Origin of the sequence: uncultured Abyssibacter sp. (genome assembly GCF_964000955.1) — a bacterium.
GTDB lineage: Bacteria > Pseudomonadota > Gammaproteobacteria > Nevskiales > OUC007 > Abyssibacter.
The window spans coordinates 1-21375 of the sequence record NZ_CAXFCL010000115.1; the positions used below are offsets into that span (position 1 = coordinate 1).

The 21375-nt window shown below is 65.3% G+C and carries 22 protein-coding genes and 1 tRNA gene; 14 read left to right on the forward strand and 9 right to left on the reverse strand.

The genetic code is table 11. The features are described from left to right. The coding region (locus ABNS06_RS05210; RefSeq protein WP_348673010.1) for a His/Gly/Thr/Pro-type tRNA ligase C-terminal domain-containing protein at positions 1-393 on the forward strand (393 nt) is incomplete at its 5' end. A gap of 8 nt (positions 394-401) precedes the next feature. Here ABNS06_RS05210 and ABNS06_RS05215 read toward each other — a convergent pair. The 5 genes from ABNS06_RS05215 to ABNS06_RS05235 form a co-directional block, all read right to left on the reverse strand. After that, complete coding sequence (locus tag ABNS06_RS05215) at positions 402-2174, reverse strand: permease (protein WP_348673011.1); 1773 nt, start codon at positions 2172-2174, stop codon at positions 402-404. Positions 2175-2252: 78 nt separating this feature from the next. Further along, on the reverse strand, positions 2253-2705 hold the full coding sequence (locus ABNS06_RS05220) for a copper chaperone PCu(A)C (protein ID WP_348673013.1): 453 nt from the start codon (positions 2703-2705) through the stop codon (positions 2253-2255). Between the two features lie 131 nt (positions 2706-2836). Next, positions 2837-3790 carry an alpha-L-glutamate ligase-like protein gene (locus tag ABNS06_RS05225; protein WP_348673014.1) on the reverse strand — a complete coding sequence of 318 codons (954 nt, stop codon included), beginning with the start codon at positions 3788-3790 and terminating at the stop codon, positions 2837-2839. Beyond that, complete coding sequence (locus ABNS06_RS05230; protein ID WP_348673016.1) at positions 3790-5325, reverse strand: inactive transglutaminase family protein; 1536 nt, start codon at positions 5323-5325, stop codon at positions 3790-3792. Before ABNS06_RS05230 ends, ABNS06_RS05225 begins: the two co-directional genes overlap by 1 nt. Positions 5326-5437: 112 nt before the next feature. Continuing rightward, on the reverse strand, positions 5438-5947 hold the full coding sequence (locus ABNS06_RS05235; RefSeq protein WP_348673017.1) for a RimK/LysX family protein: 510 nt from the start codon (positions 5945-5947) through the stop codon (positions 5438-5440). Between the two features lie 124 nt (positions 5948-6071). On the opposite strand from ABNS06_RS05235, the gene ABNS06_RS05240 reads away from it, so the two are divergent. The 4 genes from ABNS06_RS05240 (at position 6072) to ABNS06_RS05255 (ending at position 10979) form a co-directional block, all read left to right on the forward strand. Further along, the gene (locus tag ABNS06_RS05240; protein ID WP_348673019.1) at positions 6072-7547 is read left to right on the forward strand and encodes a succinylglutamate desuccinylase/aspartoacylase family protein; all 1476 of its coding nucleotides are present in this window, start codon (positions 6072-6074) and stop codon (positions 7545-7547) included. Positions 7548-7688: 141 nt separating this feature from the next. Next, on the forward strand, positions 7689-9341 hold the full coding sequence (locus ABNS06_RS05245) for an acetolactate synthase large subunit (protein ID WP_348673020.1): 1653 nt from the start codon (positions 7689-7691) through the stop codon (positions 9339-9341). A 51-nt stretch (positions 9342-9392) separates the two neighbouring features. After that, the gene (locus ABNS06_RS05250; RefSeq protein WP_348673022.1) at positions 9393-10823 is read left to right on the forward strand and encodes an aldehyde dehydrogenase family protein; all 1431 of its coding nucleotides are present in this window, start codon (positions 9393-9395) and stop codon (positions 10821-10823) included. A gap of 79 nt (positions 10824-10902) precedes the next feature. After that, positions 10903-10979: transfer RNA gene (locus tag ABNS06_RS05255), tRNA-Pro, on the forward strand. Positions 10980-11050: 71 nt separating this feature from the next. On the opposite strand, the gene ABNS06_RS05260 is transcribed toward ABNS06_RS05255, so the two are convergent. After that, positions 11051-12019, reverse strand: coding sequence for a polyprenyl synthetase family protein (locus tag ABNS06_RS05260; protein ID WP_348673024.1), 969 nt, complete (start codon positions 12017-12019; stop codon positions 11051-11053). A 271-nt stretch (positions 12020-12290) separates the two neighbouring features. On the opposite strand from ABNS06_RS05260, the gene rplU reads away from it, so the two are divergent. The 4 genes from rplU (at position 12291) to proB (ending at position 15146) form a co-directional block, all read left to right on the forward strand. Further along, positions 12291-12602 (forward strand): 50S ribosomal protein L21, encoded by a 312-nt coding sequence (rplU, locus tag ABNS06_RS05265; protein ID WP_348673025.1) that lies wholly within the window; start codon positions 12291-12293, stop codon positions 12600-12602. Between the two features lie 11 nt (positions 12603-12613). Beyond that, positions 12614-12880 (forward strand): 50S ribosomal protein L27, encoded by a 267-nt coding sequence (rpmA, locus tag ABNS06_RS05270; protein WP_348673026.1) that lies wholly within the window; start codon positions 12614-12616, stop codon positions 12878-12880. A 122-nt stretch (positions 12881-13002) separates the two neighbouring features. Beyond that, positions 13003-14040, forward strand: a complete 1038-nt coding sequence (cgtA, locus tag ABNS06_RS05275) for an Obg family GTPase CgtA (RefSeq protein WP_348673028.1) — start codon at positions 13003-13005, stop codon at positions 14038-14040. Beyond that, positions 14037-15146: a glutamate 5-kinase gene (proB, locus tag ABNS06_RS05280; protein ID WP_348673030.1), complete on the forward strand. Its 1110-nt coding sequence runs from the start codon at positions 14037-14039 to the stop codon at positions 15144-15146. Before cgtA ends, proB begins: the two co-directional genes overlap by 4 nt. Before the next feature lie 83 nt (positions 15147-15229). Here proB and rpsT read toward each other — a convergent pair whose 3' ends face one another. After that, the gene (gene rpsT / locus ABNS06_RS05285) at positions 15230-15490 is read right to left on the reverse strand and encodes a 30S ribosomal protein S20 (protein WP_348673031.1); all 261 of its coding nucleotides are present in this window, start codon (positions 15488-15490) and stop codon (positions 15230-15232) included. Between the two features lie 185 nt (positions 15491-15675). Here rpsT and murJ point away from each other — a divergent pair, with 185 nt between their 5' ends. The 4 genes from murJ to ispH are packed head-to-tail and all read left to right on the forward strand — an operon-like array spanning position 15676 to position 19638. After that, positions 15676-17259 (forward strand): murein biosynthesis integral membrane protein MurJ, encoded by a 1584-nt coding sequence (gene murJ / locus ABNS06_RS05290; protein ID WP_348673033.1) that lies wholly within the window; start codon positions 15676-15678, stop codon positions 17257-17259. A gap of 10 nt (positions 17260-17269) precedes the next feature. Further along, positions 17270-18193, forward strand: a complete 924-nt coding sequence (gene ribF / locus ABNS06_RS05295; protein WP_348673035.1) for a bifunctional riboflavin kinase/FAD synthetase — start codon at positions 17270-17272, stop codon at positions 18191-18193. 3 nt (positions 18194-18196) lie between these two features. Continuing rightward, positions 18197-18688, forward strand: coding sequence for a signal peptidase II (gene lspA / locus ABNS06_RS05300; RefSeq protein WP_348673036.1), 492 nt, complete (start codon positions 18197-18199; stop codon positions 18686-18688). Positions 18689-18699: 11 nt separating this feature from the next. After that, the gene (gene ispH, locus ABNS06_RS05305) at positions 18700-19638 is read left to right on the forward strand and encodes a 4-hydroxy-3-methylbut-2-enyl diphosphate reductase (RefSeq protein WP_348673038.1); all 939 of its coding nucleotides are present in this window, start codon (positions 18700-18702) and stop codon (positions 19636-19638) included. Here the strand turns inward: ispH and ABNS06_RS05310 are convergent. Then, entirely contained in the window at positions 19635-20150 is a 516-nt protein-coding gene (locus ABNS06_RS05310) for a type IV pilin protein (protein ID WP_348673040.1), read from the reverse strand. The genes ispH and ABNS06_RS05310 overlap by 4 nt on opposite strands. A gap of 66 nt (positions 20151-20216) precedes the next feature. Here ABNS06_RS05310 and ABNS06_RS05315 point away from each other — a divergent pair, with 66 nt between their 5' ends. Further along, positions 20217-21203 carry an FAD-dependent oxidoreductase gene (locus ABNS06_RS05315; RefSeq protein WP_348673041.1) on the forward strand — a complete coding sequence of 329 codons (987 nt, stop codon included), beginning with the start codon at positions 20217-20219 and terminating at the stop codon, positions 21201-21203. Here the strand turns inward: ABNS06_RS05315 and ABNS06_RS05320 are convergent. Beyond that, positions 21193-21375: hypothetical protein (locus tag ABNS06_RS05320; protein ID WP_348673042.1), on the reverse strand; the 183-nt coding region annotated here is incomplete at its 5' end. The genes ABNS06_RS05315 and ABNS06_RS05320 overlap by 11 nt on opposite strands.

A 21375-nucleotide genomic window follows, 5' to 3' on the forward strand; every position in this document is an offset into this window, starting at 1 on the left:
CTCGGTTCGCTGGAACGCTTCATCGGCATCCTCATCGAGCAATACGCCGGCGCGCTGCCGTTCTGGCTGTCACCGGTGCAGGTGGTTGTCGCGACCATCGTCTCCGATGCGGATGACTATGCCCGGCAGGTCGTCGATGCGTTGAAGGCGGCCGGTCTTCGTGCCGAGTTGGACATTCGCAACGAGAAGATCAACTACAAGATCCGCGAGCATAGCCACCAGAAGATTCCCGCGATCTTCGTGCTGGGCCGCAATGAGGCGGAGGCCGGCAAGGTCACGATCCGGCGGCTGGGACAGAAGCAACAGCAGACGTTGCCGCTGGCCGATGCGATCAGCCTGTTGCAGCAGGAAGCGAAGACCAGGTCCGCGCCCGCCGTCGACGCGGCTGCCTGAATCCGGTCTCAGTGCTGATGGGAGTGCGGGGCGTGTTCGCCCCGCAGTCCCTCGGCGAAAAAGCGCCGGGCTCCCTGATTCAATACGGCAGCACCCACCAGCACGCCCAGCAGCAGCAGGCTGAGCCACTGCATCCAGTTGCCGCCCTGATGTTGCAGCTCCTCGGCGACAAAGCGTCCGCCCTCGTCGAGCATGGCGTTGGTCAGTAATCCCAGCACGACCGCTCCGGCGATCATCGCCACGGCGAAACGGATCGCGGTGGCGCGATCATGCAGATTGCGCAGCAGGCCGAAGCTCGCGACGTTGGTGGCCGGTCCCGACAGCAGGAACGCCAGTCCGGCGCCGGGTGACAGACCACCGGCAAGCAGAATCGCGACGATCGGCGTCGCGCCCGAGGCGCAGACGTAGATCGGAATCCCGATCACTGCGAAGAAAAGCACCTGCACCGCGCCGGGCCATGCCATGAACGGGGCTTGCTCCAGCAGGGGTTCGGCGATCGCGGCCAGTACGAGACCGACGATCAGCCACGGGCCGGTTGCGCGCACCAGCTCATCGAGCTGGTCCCGGAACCGCGTCCATGCGGTGGCTTGCTGCTCGGGCGCATCCGCGTCCGATCCGCAGCAGGCGTCATGGTCGTGGTGGTCTTGCGATGCCGCGACGATTTTCGGCCCGACCCACCAGCCGACGAGCAGGGCCAGAATTGCAGCGGCGACCACTCGCGCCAGCGTCATCGAATCGCCCAGCAGCGGCAGGGAGAGCAGGATCGCATCCAGGCCCAGTTCGGGCGTCGCGACCAGAAAGGCGATGCCGGCGGAGCCGGGCACGCCACGCCGGATCAGGGTGCGATAAACGGGAAGCACGCCGCAGCTGCAAACCGGTAGCGGCAGTCCGAACAACATGCCTCGCCAGGCCTGCCTGAGGGCGGGTCCGCGCTGCAGCCAGCGCACTGGCGCCTCGGGCAGCCAGGTGCCTAGTGCGGCGGCGAGCAGGAAACCGAGCAGCAGTGCCGGCGCGCTGATCAACGTCAGATCCAGCAACCGTGCCCAGGGCAGTTCAACGGACGACTCGTGACCGGCGTCGCCGTGCAGCAGCGCCACGGCGAGCACGACCCCCAGACCGAGCACGTTGCCCAGGCCCTCGAAGCGCGGCGGAATGTGATCATGCGAATCCACCGCGTAGCGGTCGCCAAGATGGGGCTTGTTGAACACCACGTGCAGAATCGAGCCGGCGATGAAGGCTTGGAAGATCGCTAGGCCCGGTGTGGTGCCATGCGCGATGACGTCACCGCCCATCCCGTAGCCGACCGTGGTGCCGATCAGCATCAGGACCAGCGTCACCCAGGCGGCCCGCACCCCGAAGGTTGGACGGACCAGCCACCAGATCGCCAGGCCGACCGGGATACGGTGCAGCACGACGGCCAGCGCCAGTGCCGGGCCGGCATGGGCAGGTTCCGACAGGGCGGCGCCGTCTACCGTCGCGTGAAGGATCAGCCCGAGCCCGCCCAGCAGCAGGGTGACCAGATGGGTCTCGCGGGCGGCGTGGTGCAGCAGTGATTCCGCGAGGGTTGGCCCGAACATGCCGATGGCCAGCGCCAGCCAGGCGAGAACGCCGCCGTGCGCGACCGCGTCGGGTAGCGCCTCAAGCAGGACGATCCCGGCGATGCTGACGAACACGAACCCGTCGAGGACCGCGCTGAGACGACGCTGGCGGCTAAGCCAGGCGTAGGCCAGCGGCCCGAACAGCAGCGCGATCAGGCTGGAGAGGAGGGTGACCAGATGCATGCGCGAATTCTACGCGCGTGACGCTCCTGGATGGGCAACCCGAAGGGGCGGGACGTTACCCCTGCGGATGGACAGGATTCAGTTCGGAGCGGACTGCCGCAGTTCGAACGTGGATTCGATGGAGACCAGTTCGCCGTCGGTCGTGCGAAAGGCCATGGATACCGGGATCTGTCCGCCGGCGGTCTCGAGGTCGCGGGGAAAGCGCATCATCAGATGATCGCTGCCGGCCTTCAGTTCCAGCGATTCGCCTGGTGCGATCTTGTAGCCGTCGACCATGCGCATTTTCTGCACGCCGTCGTCCATCACCGTGGTGTGCATTTCGATGCGTCCGAAGAACGGGCTGGATGCGCCGAGCACCCGCAGTTCGCCCTTGCCGTTGTTGGTCACCGTGACATACCCGGCGGTCATCTTGGCACCGGGCGGCATTGCGCGAACCCAGCCGTTGTCGACTTCGATTGGGTCGCCGGAGGCCCCGCAGCCCGTGAGAATGAAGGTGATGGCGGTGACAAGGCCGATCAGGCTTTTCTTCATGAGTTCCTCGGAATCCGCACGCAGATTTTCGTTGTTCGAGGCGATATCCGGCGGCAGTAACGCACCCGATCCGCCCATCTGATGGTTGAAGCCGCGCAGGCCGGGATCAGCCGGATGGCGGTCAGCGGGAATTATGACGGTGCGTGGCGTACAAGCAAGTCCAGCCCGAGCGCGACACGCTCGTCAGCGCTGGTCGGGATCGTCTTCATCCGTTCGATCGCCTTCAGCGCCGGTAGCAGGCCGCGCCGGTTCGCCAGCTGAATGGACAGTCCCGGCCGGGCATTGAGCTCAAGCACCAGGGGACCGTGCTCCCGGTCCAGCACGACGTCGACACCCAGATAGCCGAGCGCCGCGAGGTCGTAGCATCGGGCGGCCAGCAGCAGCAGCTTGTCCCAGCCGGGGATGCTGATGCCGGCGAGCGGCGCGCCGGTGTCGGGGTGCGTGGTCACGCGGGCGTTCTGGCACACGCCGGACTGCGTCAGACCCGTCGCCATGTCGATGCCGGCACCCACCGCGCCCTGATGCAGATTGGCCTTGCCGTCGGAGGCACGCGTCGGCAGGCGGACCATTGATGCGACCGGCACCCCGCGAAACACGATCGTGCGGATGTCGGGAACGCCCTGGAACGCGACATCCTCGAAAATCGGATCGAATTGCACGCAGTACTCGACCATCGCGTGATCCGGCATGCCACCCAGGCTGAACATGCCGGACAGGATGTTGGAGATGTGATGGTTGAGATCGTCCGCTGACATCATCGAACCGCTGGCTTTCACATAGCGGCTCTGGCGGCGGTCGGTGATGACGAGAATGCCGTTGCCGCCGCTTCCGTGCGCGGGCTTGACCACGAAGGAGCGGTGCTCACCCAGCAGGTCTTCCAGATCACCGATGGCGTGCTCGGTCTTCACCACGCCGTAAAGCTCCGGCACCGCGATACCGGCTTGTTGCGCCAGCTCCTTGGTCTTGAGCTTGTCGTCGACCAGGGGGTAAAGCCGGCGCTTGTTGTTCAGCATGATGTAATCAGCATTACGCTGATTCATCGACAGAATACCGGCCTCGCGCAGAATCGTGCCCGGCCAGCGCATCACTGGTCCTTGCCTGCCAACACGGCCCTGAAGCGCCAGAATTCCGAGAGCCGGTAGCCGGTGTAGCGGCCGAGAATCAGGCAGGCACCGAGCAGTACCAGCAGCAGTTCCGGGAACACGAAGACCAGGTGGGTCAGCAGCGGGTTGCTCATCACCAGGAACCCGGCCGCGGCGACCAGCAGGCTGCCACCACCCTGGAGAATGGCTTCCCAGGCGCCATGCTCTTCCCAGACCAGCGACATGCGTTCGATGGTCATCGCCAGAATCACCATCGGGAACAGGGCGATCGACAGCCCGCGGTCCATGCCGAGGTGGTGACTGACCAGGCTGACCAGCAGCATCAGCAGGATGACGATGATCAGGACGGAGGCCAGTCTCGGTACCAGTAGCAGCTTGAGTCGCTCCAGTGCGAAGCGCAGACCCAATCCGAGCGCAACGATCAGGGTGAACAGCACGATGCCCCAGATGAGCTTGGTCTCCCGGAAGGCCAGTGCGATCAGGATGGGCATGAAGGTCCCGAAGGTCTTGACCCCGACCACGTTGCGCAGCAGGACGACCAGAAAGGCGCCCAGCGGGACGGTCAGCAGAACGCGATAGACGTTCTGCGTCTGCACGGGCAGCGAGAACAGCGAGTAGTCCAGCACCAGCGATCCGTGCTGCCGGGCCCGGTCCCGGGCGATGGAGACGATCTGGCGCTGGCTGCGGGTGACGGAGAACCGCACGTCGGGCTGGGCGCCGCCATCCACGGCGAGCAGCGGATCGTTGCCGATACGCCACACCAGGAAGTCGTCCGGCAGGCCGACCTTGCCCGTCTCCGGTGACATCGGAATCCAGCGCTGCTCGTTGTGGACCTCGATGTACGGCACCAGGGTGGCATCACGCGTGCCGTCGACCAGCGGCAGGCCCCAGATCACGCGGGCGGGGATGCGCGCGCCGGCCAGCACGTCGACGAGCCATTGCGCCCAGGCGCCGGGGCTGTCGCCCCCGGTTCGCAGGCTGTCCACCGACGGATTGGCGCCTTCGCGGTTCATGCGTGCGATCAGCGCGCGGGCGAAGGTGGCGATGTCGGCGGATTCGGAGCGCACCTCGTTCAGCAAGGCGTTGACGGCCGCCTGCGTGGATTCGCCGTAGTCCGGAACGCGCGGATAGCCCGGGAAGGGGTCCTGGTGCGTCGGGTTGTCAGTGTCGGTTTCGTAGACGGTCAGTCGGTAGTAGACCGCCTGGGTTCCGTTGGCCCTGCGCACCGCCCACAGCGCCGCGCGGTTGAGGCCGCTGGCTTCCTGGGTCACGCCGAACCCGTTGGAAATGTAGTGCTCGTCGAGATGCTCGAACCCCGGAGGCTGTTTGGGGATGAGCAACGTGGCCTTGACCGGTCCGCCCCGCGCCCGGAATGCGGCGCGCGCCTCCACCGTCCACACCGCGGTATCCGTGCTCGGCAACAGGGGCAGGCCCAGCGCCCGGACCTTGTACGCGCACATGGCCGCGCCGGCGGCCATCAGCAGCGCGGCGATAATCCAAACAGGCAGGTTTCTCAACAAGCTGCTCTCGTCAATGCGGCGGACCGCGTCATGAAGTGATCCGGTGGCATTCCCGGGGTTACCCGACTTTTTGTCATCGACTCGTCAACACCTTCCGGGACAACGTGGTTCACTCGCAACGAGCCTGCGTCAGGAACGTTGCTTCCGGATCCACCACGGCGACATCTTCCATGAAACGACGGCCCAGCAGGACCGGGTAGATGAAGTCGCCTCGATCGGCCAGCGAAAACTGGGTGCGATGCCTGCGTCCATCGAAGCACAGTTCCAGTTCGACGACCGCACGACGCGCGCTGGGGTCGTCATGGTCCTTGATCCGGACGTTTCTCGCCAGAGGTTGTTCGGTTTCGATGCGATGCACCTCGTCATCCTCGTCCTCCAGGACCAGGGTGAAGCGCACCCATTTTTCGTCGTCCCTGGTGAAGCGTTCGATCGCTTCCGCGTGAATCGAGGAGGTGAGCGCGCCGGTATCCAGCTTGGCGGAAACCACCACGTCCCAGGGTTTGACCGTGACCTTTTCCACCCAGCCGGCGATTACTTTTCCGGGTGTGCGGCTGTCGGCGAGCGCGTCGGAGGTGGAAACCAGACCGGCCACAATCGCGGTCGCGAGGAACCATCGCATGATGTCGGGCGTCTGTTGAGTGCCTGCGTATCAGTCTAGGCAATCGCCGTTAAAGTCGCACGGCCCGCATCGGTAGCCCCTGGCTGCTCGCGTGCCGGACAGGAGCTTGATAGCTTGGAGCAGAATGAGTAATCGCCTTGCCATCGTCGTGATCACCGCCGCACTCGGGGTCATGGGATTCCCTGCTGACGCCCAGCCTCCGACGCCCCCGGACGACAACGTCGCCGGGCAGGTGGCGCCGCCGGATTCCGCGGAACAGCCGGCCGCGCCAGCGGAGAGCGCCGCCTCACCGACGCCGGAGGACACTGCCGAGGACACGTCGGTGCCCGCGCCGGAGCCGGAGCCCGAAGGGGTCCAACCCTTCCCGCTGCTGGGACAGGAGGTTCAGCCAGGCACCTGGCGTCAGCTCGCGTGGACCGCGAGCTACCACTTCGGCCAGCTTGGTGGCGCGACACCAGTGCTGGTCTCGCATGGCGCCAACCCCGGCCCGGTGCTGTGTCTGACCGGTGCCGTGCATGGTGATGAACTCAACGGGATCGAGATCATTCGTCGCGTGGTCCATTCGCTGGATCCCAAGACCCTGTCGGGCACGGTTATCGGCGTGCCCATCGTCAACCTGGCCGGGTTCCAGCGCAATTCGCGCTATTTGCCCGACCGGCGTGATCTCAACCGATACTTTCCGGGGTCACCCACGGGGAGTCTGGCCTCGCGCGTCGCGCAGTCATTCTTCACCGAGGTGATCGAGCATTGCGATCAGCTCGCCGACCTGCACACCGGTTCGTTTCACCGCACCAATCTGCCGCAACTGCGGGCTGATCTGACCAAGCCCGAAGTGGTCGAACTCAGCCGCGGATTCGGCGGCATCGCGGTGCTGCACACCGAGGGCGCCAAGGGCACGCTGCGCCGCGCGGCCGTGGACGCGGGCATTCCCGCGGTGACGCTGGAGGCGGGTGAGCCGCTGCGCTTGGAGCCATCACAGGTGGATCAGGGCGTGCGCGGTATTGAAACGCTGATGCATCAGTTGGGAATGATCGAACGCGAGCGGCGCTGGTCGACCCCGCAGCCGGTGTTCTACGAGTCGTATTGGGTGCGGTCCGACCACGGCGGCATCCTGCTCACGCTGGTACGGGTCGGGGATGTCGTCAGCGAGGGGACGGTGATGGGAACCGTCACCGATCCGTTGACCAACGTGCGTCACGAAATCCGATCGCCTTATCGGGGACGTGTGCTGGGCATGGCGCTGAACCAGGTGGTGATGCCGGGTTTCGCCGCGTTTCGGATCGGTATCCAGACCACCGAGGAAGCCGTGCAGGAAGAGGCGGCGCGGGAGGTGCCCGATCCCGAGGTGGATGCCACGACGGATGTCGAGAAAAAGGATGACGCCTCCGAGATCGAACGGCCACCACCGGAGCGCGCCGAGGAGTCATCGCCGCGCATGGATGGAGAGGACGCCCCGGAGGAAGAGTCCGAGGAAAGTGACGGCATCTCTCCGCAGGCGGTGCCCCCCGACGAACAAACCGCGCAGCCGGAGGAGCCGGTGGGCGAATCGGAGCCGGAGGTGACACCCGAGACCCTCCCGTCCGATACCCCGGGCGGTTGATTCTCCGTCACCGCCGGAATGCGGCGCCGAGGATGTGTCCGTCGTCACGTCCAGGCCGCCCGTGCCACCAGCGTTGTCGCCGGAGTTGTGTACCGTGATCGACCAACATCGAGGTCTGGTTCGATACAGGGAGTGCGAGGGGTGAAAACGTCCGATCTGCTGGTGCGGTGTCTGGAACAGGAAGGCATCGAATACATCTTTGGCGTTCCGGGTGAGGAGAACGCCGACTTCATGCTGTCGCTCGAGGGTTCCAGCATCCAGTTCGTCCTGACCCGCCACGAGCAGGGGGCGGCCTTCATGGCGGAGGTCTACGGACGCCTGACCGGGAATCCGGCCGGCTGCCTGGGAACACTCGGACCCGGTGCCACCAACCTGCTCACCGGCGTCGCCGACGCCAACATGGACCGCGCGCCGTTGCTGTGCATCACGGGGCAGGGCGCGACGGCCCGCCAGCACAAGGAAAGCCACCAGATCATGGATGTGGTCGGCATGTACGAGCCGGTCACCAAGTGGGCGCAGACGATCACCGAGCCGGATGCGGTGCCGGAGATCGTTCGCAAGGCGGTGCGCACCGCGCGGCGTGAAAAGCCCGGCGCCGTGCTGATCGAACTGCCGGAGAACATCGCCAAGCGCGAGGCAACGACACAGCCGGTCGAGCCGCGCCGGTTCCGCCGGCCGGTGCCGGATGACAAGATCGTCGATCGGGCCTACGACTTGCTGCGCAATGCCAGATCACCGGTGATCATCGCCGGCAACGGAGCGATCCGTCGACGGGCGTCGCGCCAGCTGCGCCGGCTCTGCGAGCAGACCGGTATCGGCGTGATGAGCACGTTCATGGGCAAGGGCGCCGTCGACATGGATGCGCCGTACTCGCTGTTCACCATCGGGCTCGGTCAGCGTGACTACGTCGTCGACGCGATCGAGGCCGCGGATGTCGTCATCACCCTGGGTTACGACATGGTGGAGTATCCGCCCAGTCGCTGGAACCTGGGCGGGGACCGCTGCGCGGTGATCCACATCGACTTCGAACCGGCAGAGATCGACCGTGACTACCATCCCGAGGTCGAGGTGATCGGCGATCTGGCCCATTGCCTGTGGATGCTCAACGAGCGCTTCGAACGCGACGGAGTGCCCGACTACGACTTCGCCGTGCAGGCCGATGTCCGCCAGCGCATGCTTGCCGAATTCCGCGAGCATGCGAACGACGATGGGGACGGGCCGATCCGGCCGCAGAAGGCGATCTGGGATGTCCGCCAGGCCCTGGGTCCTGAGGACATCCTGTTGTCCGGCGTCGGCGCCCACAAGATGTGGACCGCGCGCTACTACCACTGCCATGAGCCCAACACCTGCCTGATTCCGAACGGGTTCTGTTCCATGGGGCTGCCGCTGCCCGGCGTGATCGCCGCGCATCTCGTGCACCCGGACCGCAAGGTGCTCGGGATTGCCGGCGACGGCGATTTCATGATGAACGTGCAGGAAATGGAGACCGCGGCGCGCCTCAAGGCGAACGTGACCATGCTGGTCTGGGAAGATGGCGGCTACGGCCTGATCGCGTGGAAGCAGCAGGATGAATTCAAGCGGCACACGAATCTCGCGTTCGGGAATCCCGACTGGCTGAAGCTCGCCGAGAGCTTCGGCTGGCAGGGCGAGTATGTGAACAAGGCGGCGGAACTGCGCCCGGCGCTGGATCGCGCGCTGGCCCACGATGGCCCCGCACTGGTCGTCATGCCGGTGGATTACAGGGAAAATACCAAGCTCACCGAACGGCTGGGCCGGATCAAAGTCAACAACTGACGCGGTATCGCCAACGCGAGCACGCGAGCGGACAACACCCACGGAGAGACGATGCTCAAGGATCAGTACCCCTACTACCTGGCGAACAAGCCGGTCCAGGCCAACACCGATCTGGAAGTGACGGACAAGTACCGGGGCGGCGTGGCCACCCGCGTCGCGTTGGCGGACGCCGCCACCCTGGACAAGGCCATTGCCGCCTCCGAAGCGGCCACCCCGGCGATGGCGGCCCTCAAGCCCTATCAGCGGCGCGAAGTGCTGGAGCACTGCGTGTCACGCTTCCGGGAGCGCTTTGACGAGTTGTCGGAAAGCCTCTGCATCGAGGCCGGCAAGCCGATCAAGGACGCCGAAGGCGAGGTGACTCGCCTGATCGAGACGTTCCGGGTTGCGGCCGCCGAGACCGAGCACGACATCGGCGCGGTGATTCCGCTGGCGAACGCGGCGCGCGCGGCTGCCTACGAGGGCATGTACAAGCGGGTGCCCATCGGCCCCTGCGCGTTCATCTCCCCATTCAACTTTCCGCTGAATCTGGCCGCCCACAAGGTCGCGCCGGCGATCGCGGCCGGCTGTCCGTTCGTGCTCAAGCCGGCATCGCGCACGCCCATCGGCGCGCTGATCATCGGCGAGACGCTGGCGGAGACCGATCTGCCCGAAGGCGCGTTCTCGATTCTGCCGATGACGCGTGACGCGGCCGACGCCCTGGTCGAGGACGACCGCCTAAAACTGCTGTCGTTCACCGGCTCGGACACCGTGGGCTGGGCGCTCAAGGCCCGCGCCGGCAAGAAGAAGGTGGTGATGGAGCTGGGCGGCAACGCGGCCTGCATTATTGATGAAACCTGGGATGACCTGGATGACGCGGTCGCGCGGCTGATCATCGGGGCGTTCTATCAGTCGGGCCAGAGCTGCATCGGCGTGCAGCGCGTGCTGGTGCACAGCAGTCGCTACGAGGAACTGCGCGACCGTTTCGTCGAAGCCACCAAGACGCTCAAGGCGGGTGATCCCAGCGATCGCGAGACCTTCATCGGGCCGATGATTTCCGAAGGGGAGGCCAAGCGGCTGCATGGCTGGATCCAGGAGGCCGAGGCCGCTGGCGGTCGCGTTCTCTGCGGCGGCGGTCGCGACGGTGCCATGTTGCAGGCGACGCTGATGGAGAACGTGCCCGGTGATCAGAAGCTGGTCACCGAGGAGGCGTTCGGGCCGGCCGCGGTGTTGTCGAGCTTCGACTCCTTCGACGAGGCGCTGACCACGATCAACCAGTCCCGGTTCGGCCTCCAGGCCGGCATCTTCACGCGGGATCTCTACCGCATGCAGCAGGCCTGGGACACGCTGGAGGTCGGCGGCGTGATCATCGGCGATGTGCCGTCCTGGCGCACCGACCAGATGCCCTACGGCGGGGTCAAGGACAGCGGGCTGGGGCGCGAGGGTCTGCGCTTCGCGATCGAGGACATGTCGGAGATTCGTCTGCTGGCGATTCGGACGCCGTAACCGGTCGGAAAATCCGTTGCGTGATCGGGGGGCTTTGCGTATAGTCCGCCGCCGGTCGGGCGTCGTTCCGACCACGGTTCGGGGTGTAGCTCAGCCTGGTAGAGCACTGTCTTCGGGAGGCAGGGGTCGTAGGTTCAAATCCTGTCACCCCGACCACTGTTTCGGCCCTCGTGGCCCACAAAAAAGGCGACCTTCGCGGTCGCCTTTTTTGTTGCTGAATCACGGCCCTAGCTGATGCGTTCCACGGAGAAGCGCGCCAGTGCCGCAAGCGTGTCGCGCTCCGGCGAGGCGTCCAGCGCATCCAGCGCCCGAACCGCCTGCTCCGCGTAGTCCTCCGCGAGTCGGGTGGTCTGCTCGATGCCGCCGACCGCGCGGATGTCCTCGATGATCGCCGGCAGTTCCTCGGGCGTTGCTTCGGTAATGGCGCGCCGCACGCGAGCCTGCGCCGCCGGCTCACCGAGCTGGAGCACGCGCATCAGCGGCAGCGTTGGCTTGCCTTCGGCGAGATCGTCTCCGACGTGCTTGCCCAGGTCCGTCTCGCTGCCGAGATAGTCCAGGGCGTCATCGACCAGCTGGAAGGCCATGCCGAGCGCCTGGCCGTAGTCCGCCATCGCGGTGGCCCGTTCCTCCGATGCGTCGCTCAGCAGCGCCGGCAACAGCGTCGCGGCGCGGAACAGCCGTGCGGTCTTGCGATCGATCACGTCCAGGTACTGGGCGTCGGTGATGTCCGGATTGCCGATGTTCATCAACTGCAGGACTTCACCCTCGGCGATCGCGTTGGTCGTGCTGGCCAGCAGGTCCATGACCGGCATGCAGTCCAGGCGCACCATCAGCTCGAACGCACGCGAATAGAGGAAGTCGCCGGTCAGCACGCTGGCCGCGTTGCCGAATGCGGCGTTCGCCGTCTCGCGACCGCGACGCAGGGTCGACTCGTCGACCACGTCGTCATGAAGCAGCGTCGCGGTGTGGATGAACTCGATGATGGCCGCGGCGACCGGAACACGCGAATCCGCGAACTGAAGTGCCTGCGCGGAAAACGCGACCAGGGCGGGGCGCATCCGCTTTCCGCCGCCGGAAACGATGTGATGCCCAATCTGGTTGATGAGCAGGACATCGGACTGCAGTTCGTCCCGGATCAGTTGATTGATCGCGGCCATGTCGGCGGCGATCGGAGACAGCAGTTCGGCGAGTTCCATTCGAATTGGCTGGGGGGCGAATGCGCGGATGCTATCGGCAGGTGTTTACAAGAACAAGCGGTGGACTATCTAAGCGGTTGAATTTGGCGCAAACTTGGCGCTCGAGATGCAAATGGACCGGGACGCGGAAGGCTTTGCCGGCCAGGCTCCGTGAACGTCTCGAAAAAACCGCGTGTCGCGTTGACCGAAATCCCTTGTCCACGTAGAATTCGCGCCCTTGAATTTCGGCTGCGGCGTTGTGTGCCGCAGTTTCATTTCCGGAGAATTTCAGATGTACGCGGTCATTAAGACGGGTGGCAAGCAGTATCGTGTGGCCGAAGGCGATGTCATTCGCGTCGAAACCCTGCAGGCGGAAGCGGGTGACACCATCACCTTTGACGAAGTGCTGATGGTTGGCGAGGGCGAATCGGTCAAGATCGGCAAGCCGTTTGTCGAGGGTTCCTCGGTCACGGCCGAAGTGGCTGGTGAAGGTCGGGGCGACAAGATCCGCGTCATCAAGTTCAAGCGCCGCCAGGGTTACAAGCGTACCCAGGGGCATCGCCAGAACTACACCGAACTCAAGATTACCGGCATCGCCGGCTAAGGAGCACAGACATGGCACATAAAAAGGCAGGCGGTAGTACTCGCAACGGCCGCGATTCAGAGTCCAAACGACTGGGAATCAAGGCGTTCGGCGGGCAGGTTGTCTCCGCCGGCAGCATCGTCGTGCGCCAGCGTGGCACCCGCTTCCGCCCCGGCGAGAACGCCGGCGTGGGCAAGGATCACACCGTGTTCGCCAAGGTGGGCGGTCGCGTGGTCTTCGAGGTCAAGGGCGCCGAGAAGCGCAAGTACGTGCGCATCGAGCCGGTCGAGCTGGCCTAAGCCAAGCACGCCGACACGAACGTGCAAGGGCCTCGTCGGCGCGCCGGCGAGGCCTTTTTTGTATCTGATGGTGGTCGCGCATCACGGCACCGCCACGAGAATCACGCTCCGGGAGTCATCCAGTGAAGTTTGTTGACGAGGCGACCATCACCGTCGAGGCGGGCGACGGCGGCAACGGCTGCGTGAGTTTTCGCCGCGAGAAGTACGTGCCCTTCGGCGGTCCGGATGGTGGCGATGGCGGGGATGGCGGCCACGTTTACGCGGTCGCCGACGAGGAGATCAACACGCTCGCCGACTTCCGCTTCACGCGTCGCTTTGCCGCGAAGCGCGGCGAGAACGGCCGTGGCGCCAACTGCACCGGCGCGCGAGGTGACGACTGTGAGATTCCCATGCCGCTGGGCACGGCGATCCAGGACATGGACACCGGTGAAACCATTGGTGAGCTGATGACCCCGGGCCAGCGGGTCATGGTCGCTCATGGCGGCTGGCACGGGATTGGAAATGCTCGCTACAAGAGCAGTACCAACCGCGCGCCGCGCCAGTTCACGCCCGGCAAGCCTGGCGACCGGCGCAAGCTGCGTCTGGAGCTGAAGTTGCTCGCCGATGTTGGTCTGGCCGGTATGCCGAACGCCGGCAAGTCCAGTCTGATCAGTGCGGTGTCCGCGGCCAGGCCCAAGGTGGCCGATTATCCGTTCACCACGTTGCATCCCAATCTCGGGGTGGTCAGCGTCGGTCCGGCCGAGAGTTTCGTCATGGTCGATGTGCCGGGGCTGATCGAGGGCGCGGCCGACGGTGTCGGGCTCGGGCATCAGTTCCTGCGCCATCTTCAGCGTACCCGCCTGATTCTTCATCTGGTCGAACCGGAGACCGCGAGTGGCGAAACCGCGGCCGAGCGCGTTCGCAAGATCGATGCGGAGCTCAAGCAGTACGGTGACGAGGTGGAATCCATCCCGCGCTGGCTGGTGCTGACCAAGATCGATGTGCTCGGCAGCGAGCTGGCGGCGGAGGAGCTGTCGACGCTGGTCGCGGACCTGCAATGGACGGGGCCGGTCTACGCGATTTCCAGCCACAGTGGCGAGGGCACGGAGGCGCTGATGCGGGACATCTACAGCCACCTGAAGGCTGCGGATACGACGGACGACGACGAGACGTCTGCATGAGCAAGTCGCGGCGCCTGGTCATCAAGATCGGCAGCTCACTGATCACGCAGGGCGGGCGCGGGCTGGATCGCGCGGCGATTGGCGGCTGGGCACGGCAGATCGCCGAGGCGGCCGAGGACGGTACGCAAATCGTCGTGGTGTCCTCCGGCGCCGTCGCCGAGGGCATGGTGCGCATGGGCTGGTCGGAGCGTCCCGATTCCCTGGACCGGCTACAGGCCGCGGCGGCGATCGGGCAGATGGGCCTGACCGAAGCCTGGGGTGAAGCGTTCAACCGCCACGGGCTGCATACGGCGCAGGTGCTGCTGACGCATGACGATGTCGCGAACCGACGCCGTTACCTCAACGCCCGCTCGACGCTGCTGTCGCTGATCGAACTGGGCGTCGTGCCCATCGTCAACGAGAACGACACCGTGGCGACGGACGAGATCCGCTTTGGCGACAACGATCGCCTGGGCGCGCTCGTGACCCAGTTGGTCGATGCCGATGGTCTGATCATCCTGACCGATCAGCCGGGCTTGATGACCGCAGACCCGACGACGAATCCGGACGCGCAGCTGGTGGAACGCGGAGTGGCCGGCGACGAGACCTTGCGCGGCTACGCCGGCGCCGGTGCCGGTCGTCTTGGACGTGGCGGCATGGTGACCAAGCTGGATGCGGCGGCACTGGCCGCCCGTGGCGGCGCCTGGACATTGCTGATGGATGGTCGCGACAACGCTGCGATCGGTGCCGGGATTGCCGGATCGGCGCGGGGCACCTGGCTGGAGCCGGGCGGTGCCGCGCTCAAGGGGCGCAAGCGCTGGATCGCGGGACGCCTGCAAATTGCCGGTCTGATCGAGATCGACCGGGGCGCGGAGCGTGCGATCCGGGAGCAGGGCGGCAGCCTGTTACCGGTGGGCGTGGTCAGGGTTGCCGGCTCGTTTCGTCGTGGCGACCTGGTCGAGATCGTCAACGCCGCCGGCACACGGCTGGCGACCGGCATCAGCAATTACCCCAGTGACGACGCCGCGCTGATTGTCGGGGCTTCCAGCAGCGCGTTGGTCGAGCGCCTGGGTTACGTGGGTGATGCCGAACTGGTGCATCGGGACAATCTCGCGCTGAGCGACTGAGCGAGGTTGTATTCGACGCTGGTGACGGGCACAAAAAAGCCGGCGAGACGCCGGCTTCTTGCTTGAACCGCGTAGTACGTGGTTCAGAGTGCCTGAATGCGCTTGCTCAGGCGGCTCTTGTGCCGAGCGGCCTTGTTCGCGTGCAGCAGGCCCTTGCGCGCCATGCGGTCGATGACCGGAACGGCGGCCGTGTATGCGGCCTGCGCTGCATCCTTGTCACCGCTTTCGATCGCGCTCACCACCTTCTTGATGGAGGTGCGCGTCATGGAGCGCTGGCTCATGTTGCGCTCGCGAGCCACCTTGGCCTGCTTGGCGCGCTTGCGTGCTTGTGCGGAATTCGCCACGTCTATCCTCTTCGAAAACGGGGTTGGCGGTAGATCGGAAGGCCGCGTATTTTATGGCGTTTGCCCGCAAAGTCAATGCTCGGGGTCGCGCCGCAAACAATCCGATAATCTAGGGAACATCCGCATACCCGACATCGTTCGGTTGGCGGCAGTTTCCCGGCGCGCATTCATCCACGGAACCCGTCTTGAGCACCATCGTTCGATCCACCTCCATTGTCGGCGGGATGACACTGGTTTCCCGCTTCATGGGGCTGGCGCGGGAGGTTTTGTTCGCCACGCTGTTCGGACCCGGCGTGGGTATGGATGCGTTTCTCGTCGCGTTCAAGATTCCCAACTTCCTGCGGCGTCTGTTCGCCGAGGGCGCCTTCGCGCAGGCCTTCGTTCCGGTGCTGTCGGCGACCCGGTCGACGGATGGCGACGATGCCGTCAGGCGGCTGATTGCCGTAGCGGCGGGCACCCTGGGTGTGGTGCTGATCCTGCTGACGATCCTCGGCGTGCTGTTCGCGCCAGCGGTGATCGCCGTGTTCGCGGTCGGCTTTGTCGACGACCCGGTCAAGTTCAATGCCGCGTCCGACATGCTGCGATGGACGTTTCCCTATCTGTTGCTGATCTCGCTGTCGGCGTTGTTCGCCGGTGTGCTCAACACCTACGATCGGTTTGCCGTGCCGGCGTTCGCGCCGGTGTGGCTGAATGTCTGTCTGATCACGGCCGCGGTGGTCTTCGCGCCTTCGACCCATGCGCTCGCCGTCGCCGTGCTGGTCGCGGGTGTCGTCCAGCTCGGCTTTCATCTGCCCAGCGTTGGGCGGCTCGGGCTGCTGGGTTGGCCCCGGGCGGACTTCGGGGATGCGCAGGTCCGGCGCATCCTCAAGATGATGGGGCCGATTCTGTTCGGCTCCTCGGTCGCCCAGATCAACCTGCTGCTGGACACCATTCTGGCGTCGCTGCTGGTCACCGGAAGCATCAGCTGGCTTTATTTTTCCGACCGCCTGATGGAGTTTCCCCTGGGCGTGTTCTCCATTGCGCTGGCGACGGTGATCCTGCCGCGTCTGTCCGGGCAGCATGCCAGCGGCAGGCGCGAGGAGTTCGCGGCGACGCTGGATTGGGCGCTGCGGTTCCTGTTCCTGCTGGGTGTGCCCGCCGCGGTGGGTCTTTTCGTGCTGGCCGGACCGCTGGTGACGACACTGTTTCAATACAACGCGTTTTCGGCGTTCGATGTCGACATGACCCGCCGCAGCCTGATGGCCTACGCGCTGGGCTTCTTCGGGTTCAGTCTGGTCAAGATCCTGACGCCCGCGTTCTACTCCCGGGAGGACGCCCGCACGCCCGTGCGTTGCGGCGTGATCGCGCTGAGCCTGACCATGGTGCTGAACATCGTTCTGGTCGGGCTGTTCACGCTGCTGGGCGTGAGCGGGGTGCATGCCGGACTCGCCCTGGGGACGTCACTGGGTGCGTTCATCAACGCCGGTCTGCTGTATCGCGCGCTGCGACGGTCGATCGGCCTGACGCTGTCCCGTCAACTCATCAGGGTGATGCTGAGCACCGCCGCGGCCGCGCTGGTGATGGGGTTGGCCCTGTTCTTCGCCATGGGCTCGCTGGAGGACTGGGTGGCGGCCTCGCTGATGACCCGCGTGCTGTGGCTGTTGCTGGTAGTCGGGGGCGGAGCTCTCGTCTATCTCGTCGTGGTGCTTGTGCTGGGATTGCGCCCCCGCGATTTCCGTCTGGCCGATGTCGTCGAGCAGACCGGCGAGGCGGGCGCCGGCCCGGTATAATTCGCGGCAAATGCAGCTGATCCGCGGACTCCACAACTTGCGGCCGGACCATCGGCCCTCTGTCGTCACGATCGGCAACTTCGATGGTCTGCATCGCGGTCACCGCAGCATTCTGCGCAGGTTGCAGGCGCGGACGGACGGGACGCGCAGTACGTTGATCACCTTCGAACCGACACCGCTGGAGCATTTCGATCCTGCCGCGGCGCCGCCACGGCTGAATCGGTTGAGCGAAACGATTGCGATGCTGGAGGAGGAGGCGCTGGTGGATCAGTTGCTTTGCCTTCGGTTCGATGCCGCCCTGGCCGCGATGACACCGGAGCGTTTTGTCCGCGATGTGCTGGTTGAGGGTCTGCATTGTCGTCACCTGATCGTCGGTGAGGATTTCCGTTACGGTGCGCGACGGGCCGGTGACATTGAGTCGCTGAGACAAGCGGGTGATGCCGCCGGATTCAGCGTCGAGGTCGCGGGCACCGTGGTGGAAGATGGCGACCGGGTAAGCAGCACCGGTGTTCGATCATTGCTGGCATCCGGCGATGTCGGCGGAGCGGCGCAGCTGCTCGGTCGCCGCTACCGCGTCACCGGCAAGGTGCGCCGCGGGCAGCAGGCCGGTCGCTCGATCGGGTTTCCCACCGCGAATCTTCATCTGGCGCGCAAGGCCGCGTTGCGGACCGGGGTGTACGCGGTGCGCGTGTGTGTGGGCGGTTCGACGAACCTTCCGGCTGTCGCGAACTTCGGGACGCGCCCGACGGTCAGTGGACAGGGGCATCTGCTGGAGGTGCATTGTCTTGACGAGACCGGCGACCTTTATGGTCAGCGCCTGTGGGTCGAGTTCGTCCAGTTCATCCGTCCCGAGCGTCGCTTCGACGGCCTGTCGGCACTGAAACAACAGATACAACACGATGTCGTCGAGGCCCGGCGATATCTGGAGCACTGATTCATGGCTTTTCGACCCACCAACGTTCACTGGCTGTGGCTGTCCGCGGCCATCATTCTGATCGACCAGATCACCAAGCAGCTGGTGTTCAGGACGATGCTGGAATACGAGCGGATCGAACTGCTGCCCATCTTGAATCTGACGCATCTGCACAACACCGGCGCGGCATTCTCGATGTTCGCCGACTTTCCGCCGTGGGTCTTCATCGTGCTCGGGGTTGCGGTATCCGTCTGGATTTTGTGGTGGCTGCGCAAGCATCCGCGTGACGAGCATCTGCTCGCCGTCGCGCTGTGCCTGGTGCTGGGCGGCGCGCTGGGGAATGTCATCGACCGGGCGGCACGGGGCTACGTGGTTGATTTCATCGACTTCCACTGGAAGACCTGGCATTACCCGGCCTTCAACGTTGCCGATATCGCCATTACCCTGGGCGCTCTGACGCTGGTGCTGGACATGTTCCTGTCCGGTCGCCGCGCCTCGTCGTCCTCCAACGCCTGACTGCATAGATCATGGATATTCTGCTCGCCAACCCGCGCGGATTCTGCGCCGGTGTCGACCGCGCCATCGAAATCGTCGAACGCGCGCTGACGCAGCTCGGCGCGCCCATCTACGTGCGTCACGAAGTCGTACACAACCGATTCGTCGTTGATCGTCTTCGCGACGAGGGCGCCGTGTTCGTCGAGGAAGTGGACGAGATACCGGCCGGCGCCACCTGCATCTTCTCGGCGCATGGCGTGTCCCAGCAGGTGCGGCGGGATGCCGAGGTGCGCGGGCTCACGGTCTTCGACGCCACCTGTCCGCTGGTCACCAAGGTGCATATCGAGGTCACACGCTATTCCCGGCAGGGTCTGGATGTCGTGCTCATCGGTCACGCCGGTCATCCGGAAGTGGAAGGGACGATGGGCCAGTTCGATGCCTCTGGCGGCGGGCGCATCCATCTGGTGGAAACGCCTGAGGATGTTGCCGAGCTCAATCCCAGAGATCCCGAGCGTCTGGCCTATGTCACGCAGACGACATTGTCCGTGGATGACACCTCCCGCGTGATCGACGCGCTGCGGGCAAAGTTTCCGGCCGTGCAGGGTCCGCGCAAGGACGACATCTGCTACGCCACGCAGAATCGCCAGGATGCCGTGCGCGATCTGGCGCGCAGGGCGGATGTCGTGCTGGTCGTCGGTTCAGTGAACAGCTCCAACTCCAACCGCTTGCGGGAGCTCGCCGAACAATGTGGCGCGAATGCGTGGCTGATCGATGGGCCGGATGACATCCAGGCCGAATGGCTCACCGACTGCCGCGCGGTGGGTGTGACCGCCGGGGCGTCAGCGCCGGAAGTGCTGGTTGCTCGCGTCGTCGCGAGGCTGAAGGATTACGGTGGTGTGGCCGCAGAGGAGCTGAAGGGTAGGGAGGAAACCATCACGTTCTCGTTGCCATCGGCGCTACGCGCCGGTTAGCGGCCCCAGCACCCCTTGTCCTCGGCGGCCAGCGCGGTGGAGAAATCACTGGAGTTGGCCCATGCACGACCATCCGATGCCAGATAGTAGGACTGACAATCCGTGTCGTCGTTCTGACGACCCAGCGGGACGCCTTCAAGCAGGAAGCCGGTCGTCGTCGCGTTAGTCATGCGAACCCTGAATTTTGATGCGCCCGTCTGACTGCCCGTCTCGTTGCCGCCCGTGTCGATGAAGATATCTCCGGAGAACCCTGTCAGTGGTTGCAGTGACGTGGCGTAGCTGCCGCGGTGCTGGAGCGCGTAGGCCTCCTGCTGCCCGCGGAGTTCTTCCATGTACGATTGGATGGCGGTTCTGTTGGAACGCAGGACGAATTGTTCGTACTGCGGAATCGCGATCATCGCGAGAATGGTGACGATGGCCACCGTGACGACGAGTTCGATCAGCGTGAAGGCGCGTTCAGTCCGCCGAGATTTGGTCTCCCGGCTGTCGATCGTCCAAACACCGTCTCGCATGCTGATAAGCCTCCCACCTCTCATGTCTGCATCATAGCTTCAGTGGCCGTCAGGTTCGATTCATCCATGAACATTGCCGTGGTCGGAGCCGGCATGGTCGGGCTCTGGAGCGCCCTCGCGCTCACGCGTCGGGGTGCGCGCGTGCAGGTCTTCGACGCGGGGGCGGTAGCCGGCGAGGCGTCCTGGGCGGGCGGCGGCATTCTCTGCCCGCTGTGGCCCTGGAGTTACCCCGACGGCGTCTGCGAGATTGCCCTGCGCGGCGCGCGTCTGTGGCGGGAGGAGCTTGAGCGCACCTCGCGTGAACGCGAGGCCGGACTGATCCGATCCTCGATGACGGTGAATGATCGCTGTGATCAGGCCGAGCAGTGGGCACGCCGCTTCGAGCTGCCGCTCAGGCTGCTGGCCGGCGATCGCGTCAACCTCCCCACGATCGATCAGGTGCGCACGCCCCGAGCGGGCCGCGTACTCGGGGAACTGGCCACCGCGGCGGGGGTGCGGATTCATTGCAGCACTCGGGTTGAACTGACAGGCGCAGGCGCGCGGGGCACCCTGCGGGTCGCGGGACGTGATCAGACCGAGTTCGATCAGATTCTGATCTGCGCCGGAGCCTGGTCGGGCAAGCTGCTGGAGGAAATCGGGGTTTCGTGCGACATCCATCCGGTGCGCGGGCAGATGATCGCACTGAAAGGTCGCGCGACCTCAGGCGCGATCGTGCTCCAGGACGGTCGTTACCTGGTCCCGCGGTCGGAGACGCTGGTGTTGTGCGGCAGCACCATGGAGAACGCGGGATTCGACCGTTCGACCACCGCGGCGGGAAGGCGGGAGCTGGTGGAGGCCGCGGTGAACATGGATGCTGGTCTGGCGACTGCCGAGGTCGTTCATCACTGGGCGGGGCTGCGGCCCGGCAGTCCCGACGGAGTTCCGGAGATCGGGCGGGTCGGGGGCTACGACAATCTGTGGGTCAACATCGGCCATCATCGCAACGGCGTGGCGATGGCCCCGGCCACGGCTCAAATTCTGGCGGACCGGATGCTGACCGAGCTCACCAGCTGACTTTGTCCGTACCGTGGACGCGCACTCGATCCACGTCAGGGCGGCCGTCCGCGGATGCGGTGGTGCGGCGGGAGATCAGGATCAAGCGGCCATCCTCGGCCTGCGATCCGGTGGGCGTGGCAACCAGCCGAAAGCAGATGGCGCTTGAACACCCCGTGGCAGTAGGCGTGGC

Bases quoted from the DNA above. Each gene is read 5' to 3' on its own strand.
- ABNS06_RS05215 (WP_348673011.1), bottom strand. From the start codon at position 2,174: ATGCATCTGGTCACCCTCCTCTCCAGCCTGATCGCGCTGCTGTTCGGG.
- ABNS06_RS05220 (WP_348673013.1), bottom strand. From the start codon at position 2,705: ATGAAGAAAAGCCTGATCGGCCTTGTCACCGCCATCACCTTCATTCTC.
- ABNS06_RS05225 (WP_348673014.1), bottom strand. From the start codon at position 3,790: ATGCGCTGGCCGGGCACGATTCTGCGCGAGGCCGGTATTCTGTCGATG.
- ABNS06_RS05235 (WP_348673017.1), bottom strand. From the start codon at position 5,947: ATGCGATGGTTCCTCGCGACCGCGATTGTGGCCGGTCTGGTTTCCACC.
- ABNS06_RS05240 (WP_348673019.1), top strand. From the start codon at position 6,072: ATGAGTAATCGCCTTGCCATCGTCGTGATCACCGCCGCACTCGGGGTC.
- ABNS06_RS05250 (WP_348673022.1), top strand. From the start codon at position 9,393: ATGCTCAAGGATCAGTACCCCTACTACCTGGCGAACAAGCCGGTCCAG.
- ABNS06_RS05260 (WP_348673024.1), bottom strand. From the start codon at position 12,019: ATGGAACTCGCCGAACTGCTGTCTCCGATCGCCGCCGACATGGCCGCG.
- rplU (WP_348673025.1), top strand. From the start codon at position 12,291: ATGTACGCGGTCATTAAGACGGGTGGCAAGCAGTATCGTGTGGCCGAA.
- rpmA (WP_348673026.1), top strand. From the start codon at position 12,614: ATGGCACATAAAAAGGCAGGCGGTAGTACTCGCAACGGCCGCGATTCA.
- proB (WP_348673030.1), top strand. From the start codon at position 14,037: ATGAGCAAGTCGCGGCGCCTGGTCATCAAGATCGGCAGCTCACTGATC.
- ribF (WP_348673035.1), top strand. From the start codon at position 17,270: ATGCAGCTGATCCGCGGACTCCACAACTTGCGGCCGGACCATCGGCCC.
- lspA (WP_348673036.1), top strand. From the start codon at position 18,197: ATGGCTTTTCGACCCACCAACGTTCACTGGCTGTGGCTGTCCGCGGCC.
- ispH (WP_348673038.1), top strand. From the start codon at position 18,700: ATGGATATTCTGCTCGCCAACCCGCGCGGATTCTGCGCCGGTGTCGAC.
- ABNS06_RS05310 (WP_348673040.1), bottom strand. From the start codon at position 20,150: ATGCGAGACGGTGTTTGGACGATCGACAGCCGGGAGACCAAATCTCGG.
- ABNS06_RS05315 (WP_348673041.1), top strand. From the start codon at position 20,217: ATGAACATTGCCGTGGTCGGAGCCGGCATGGTCGGGCTCTGGAGCGCC.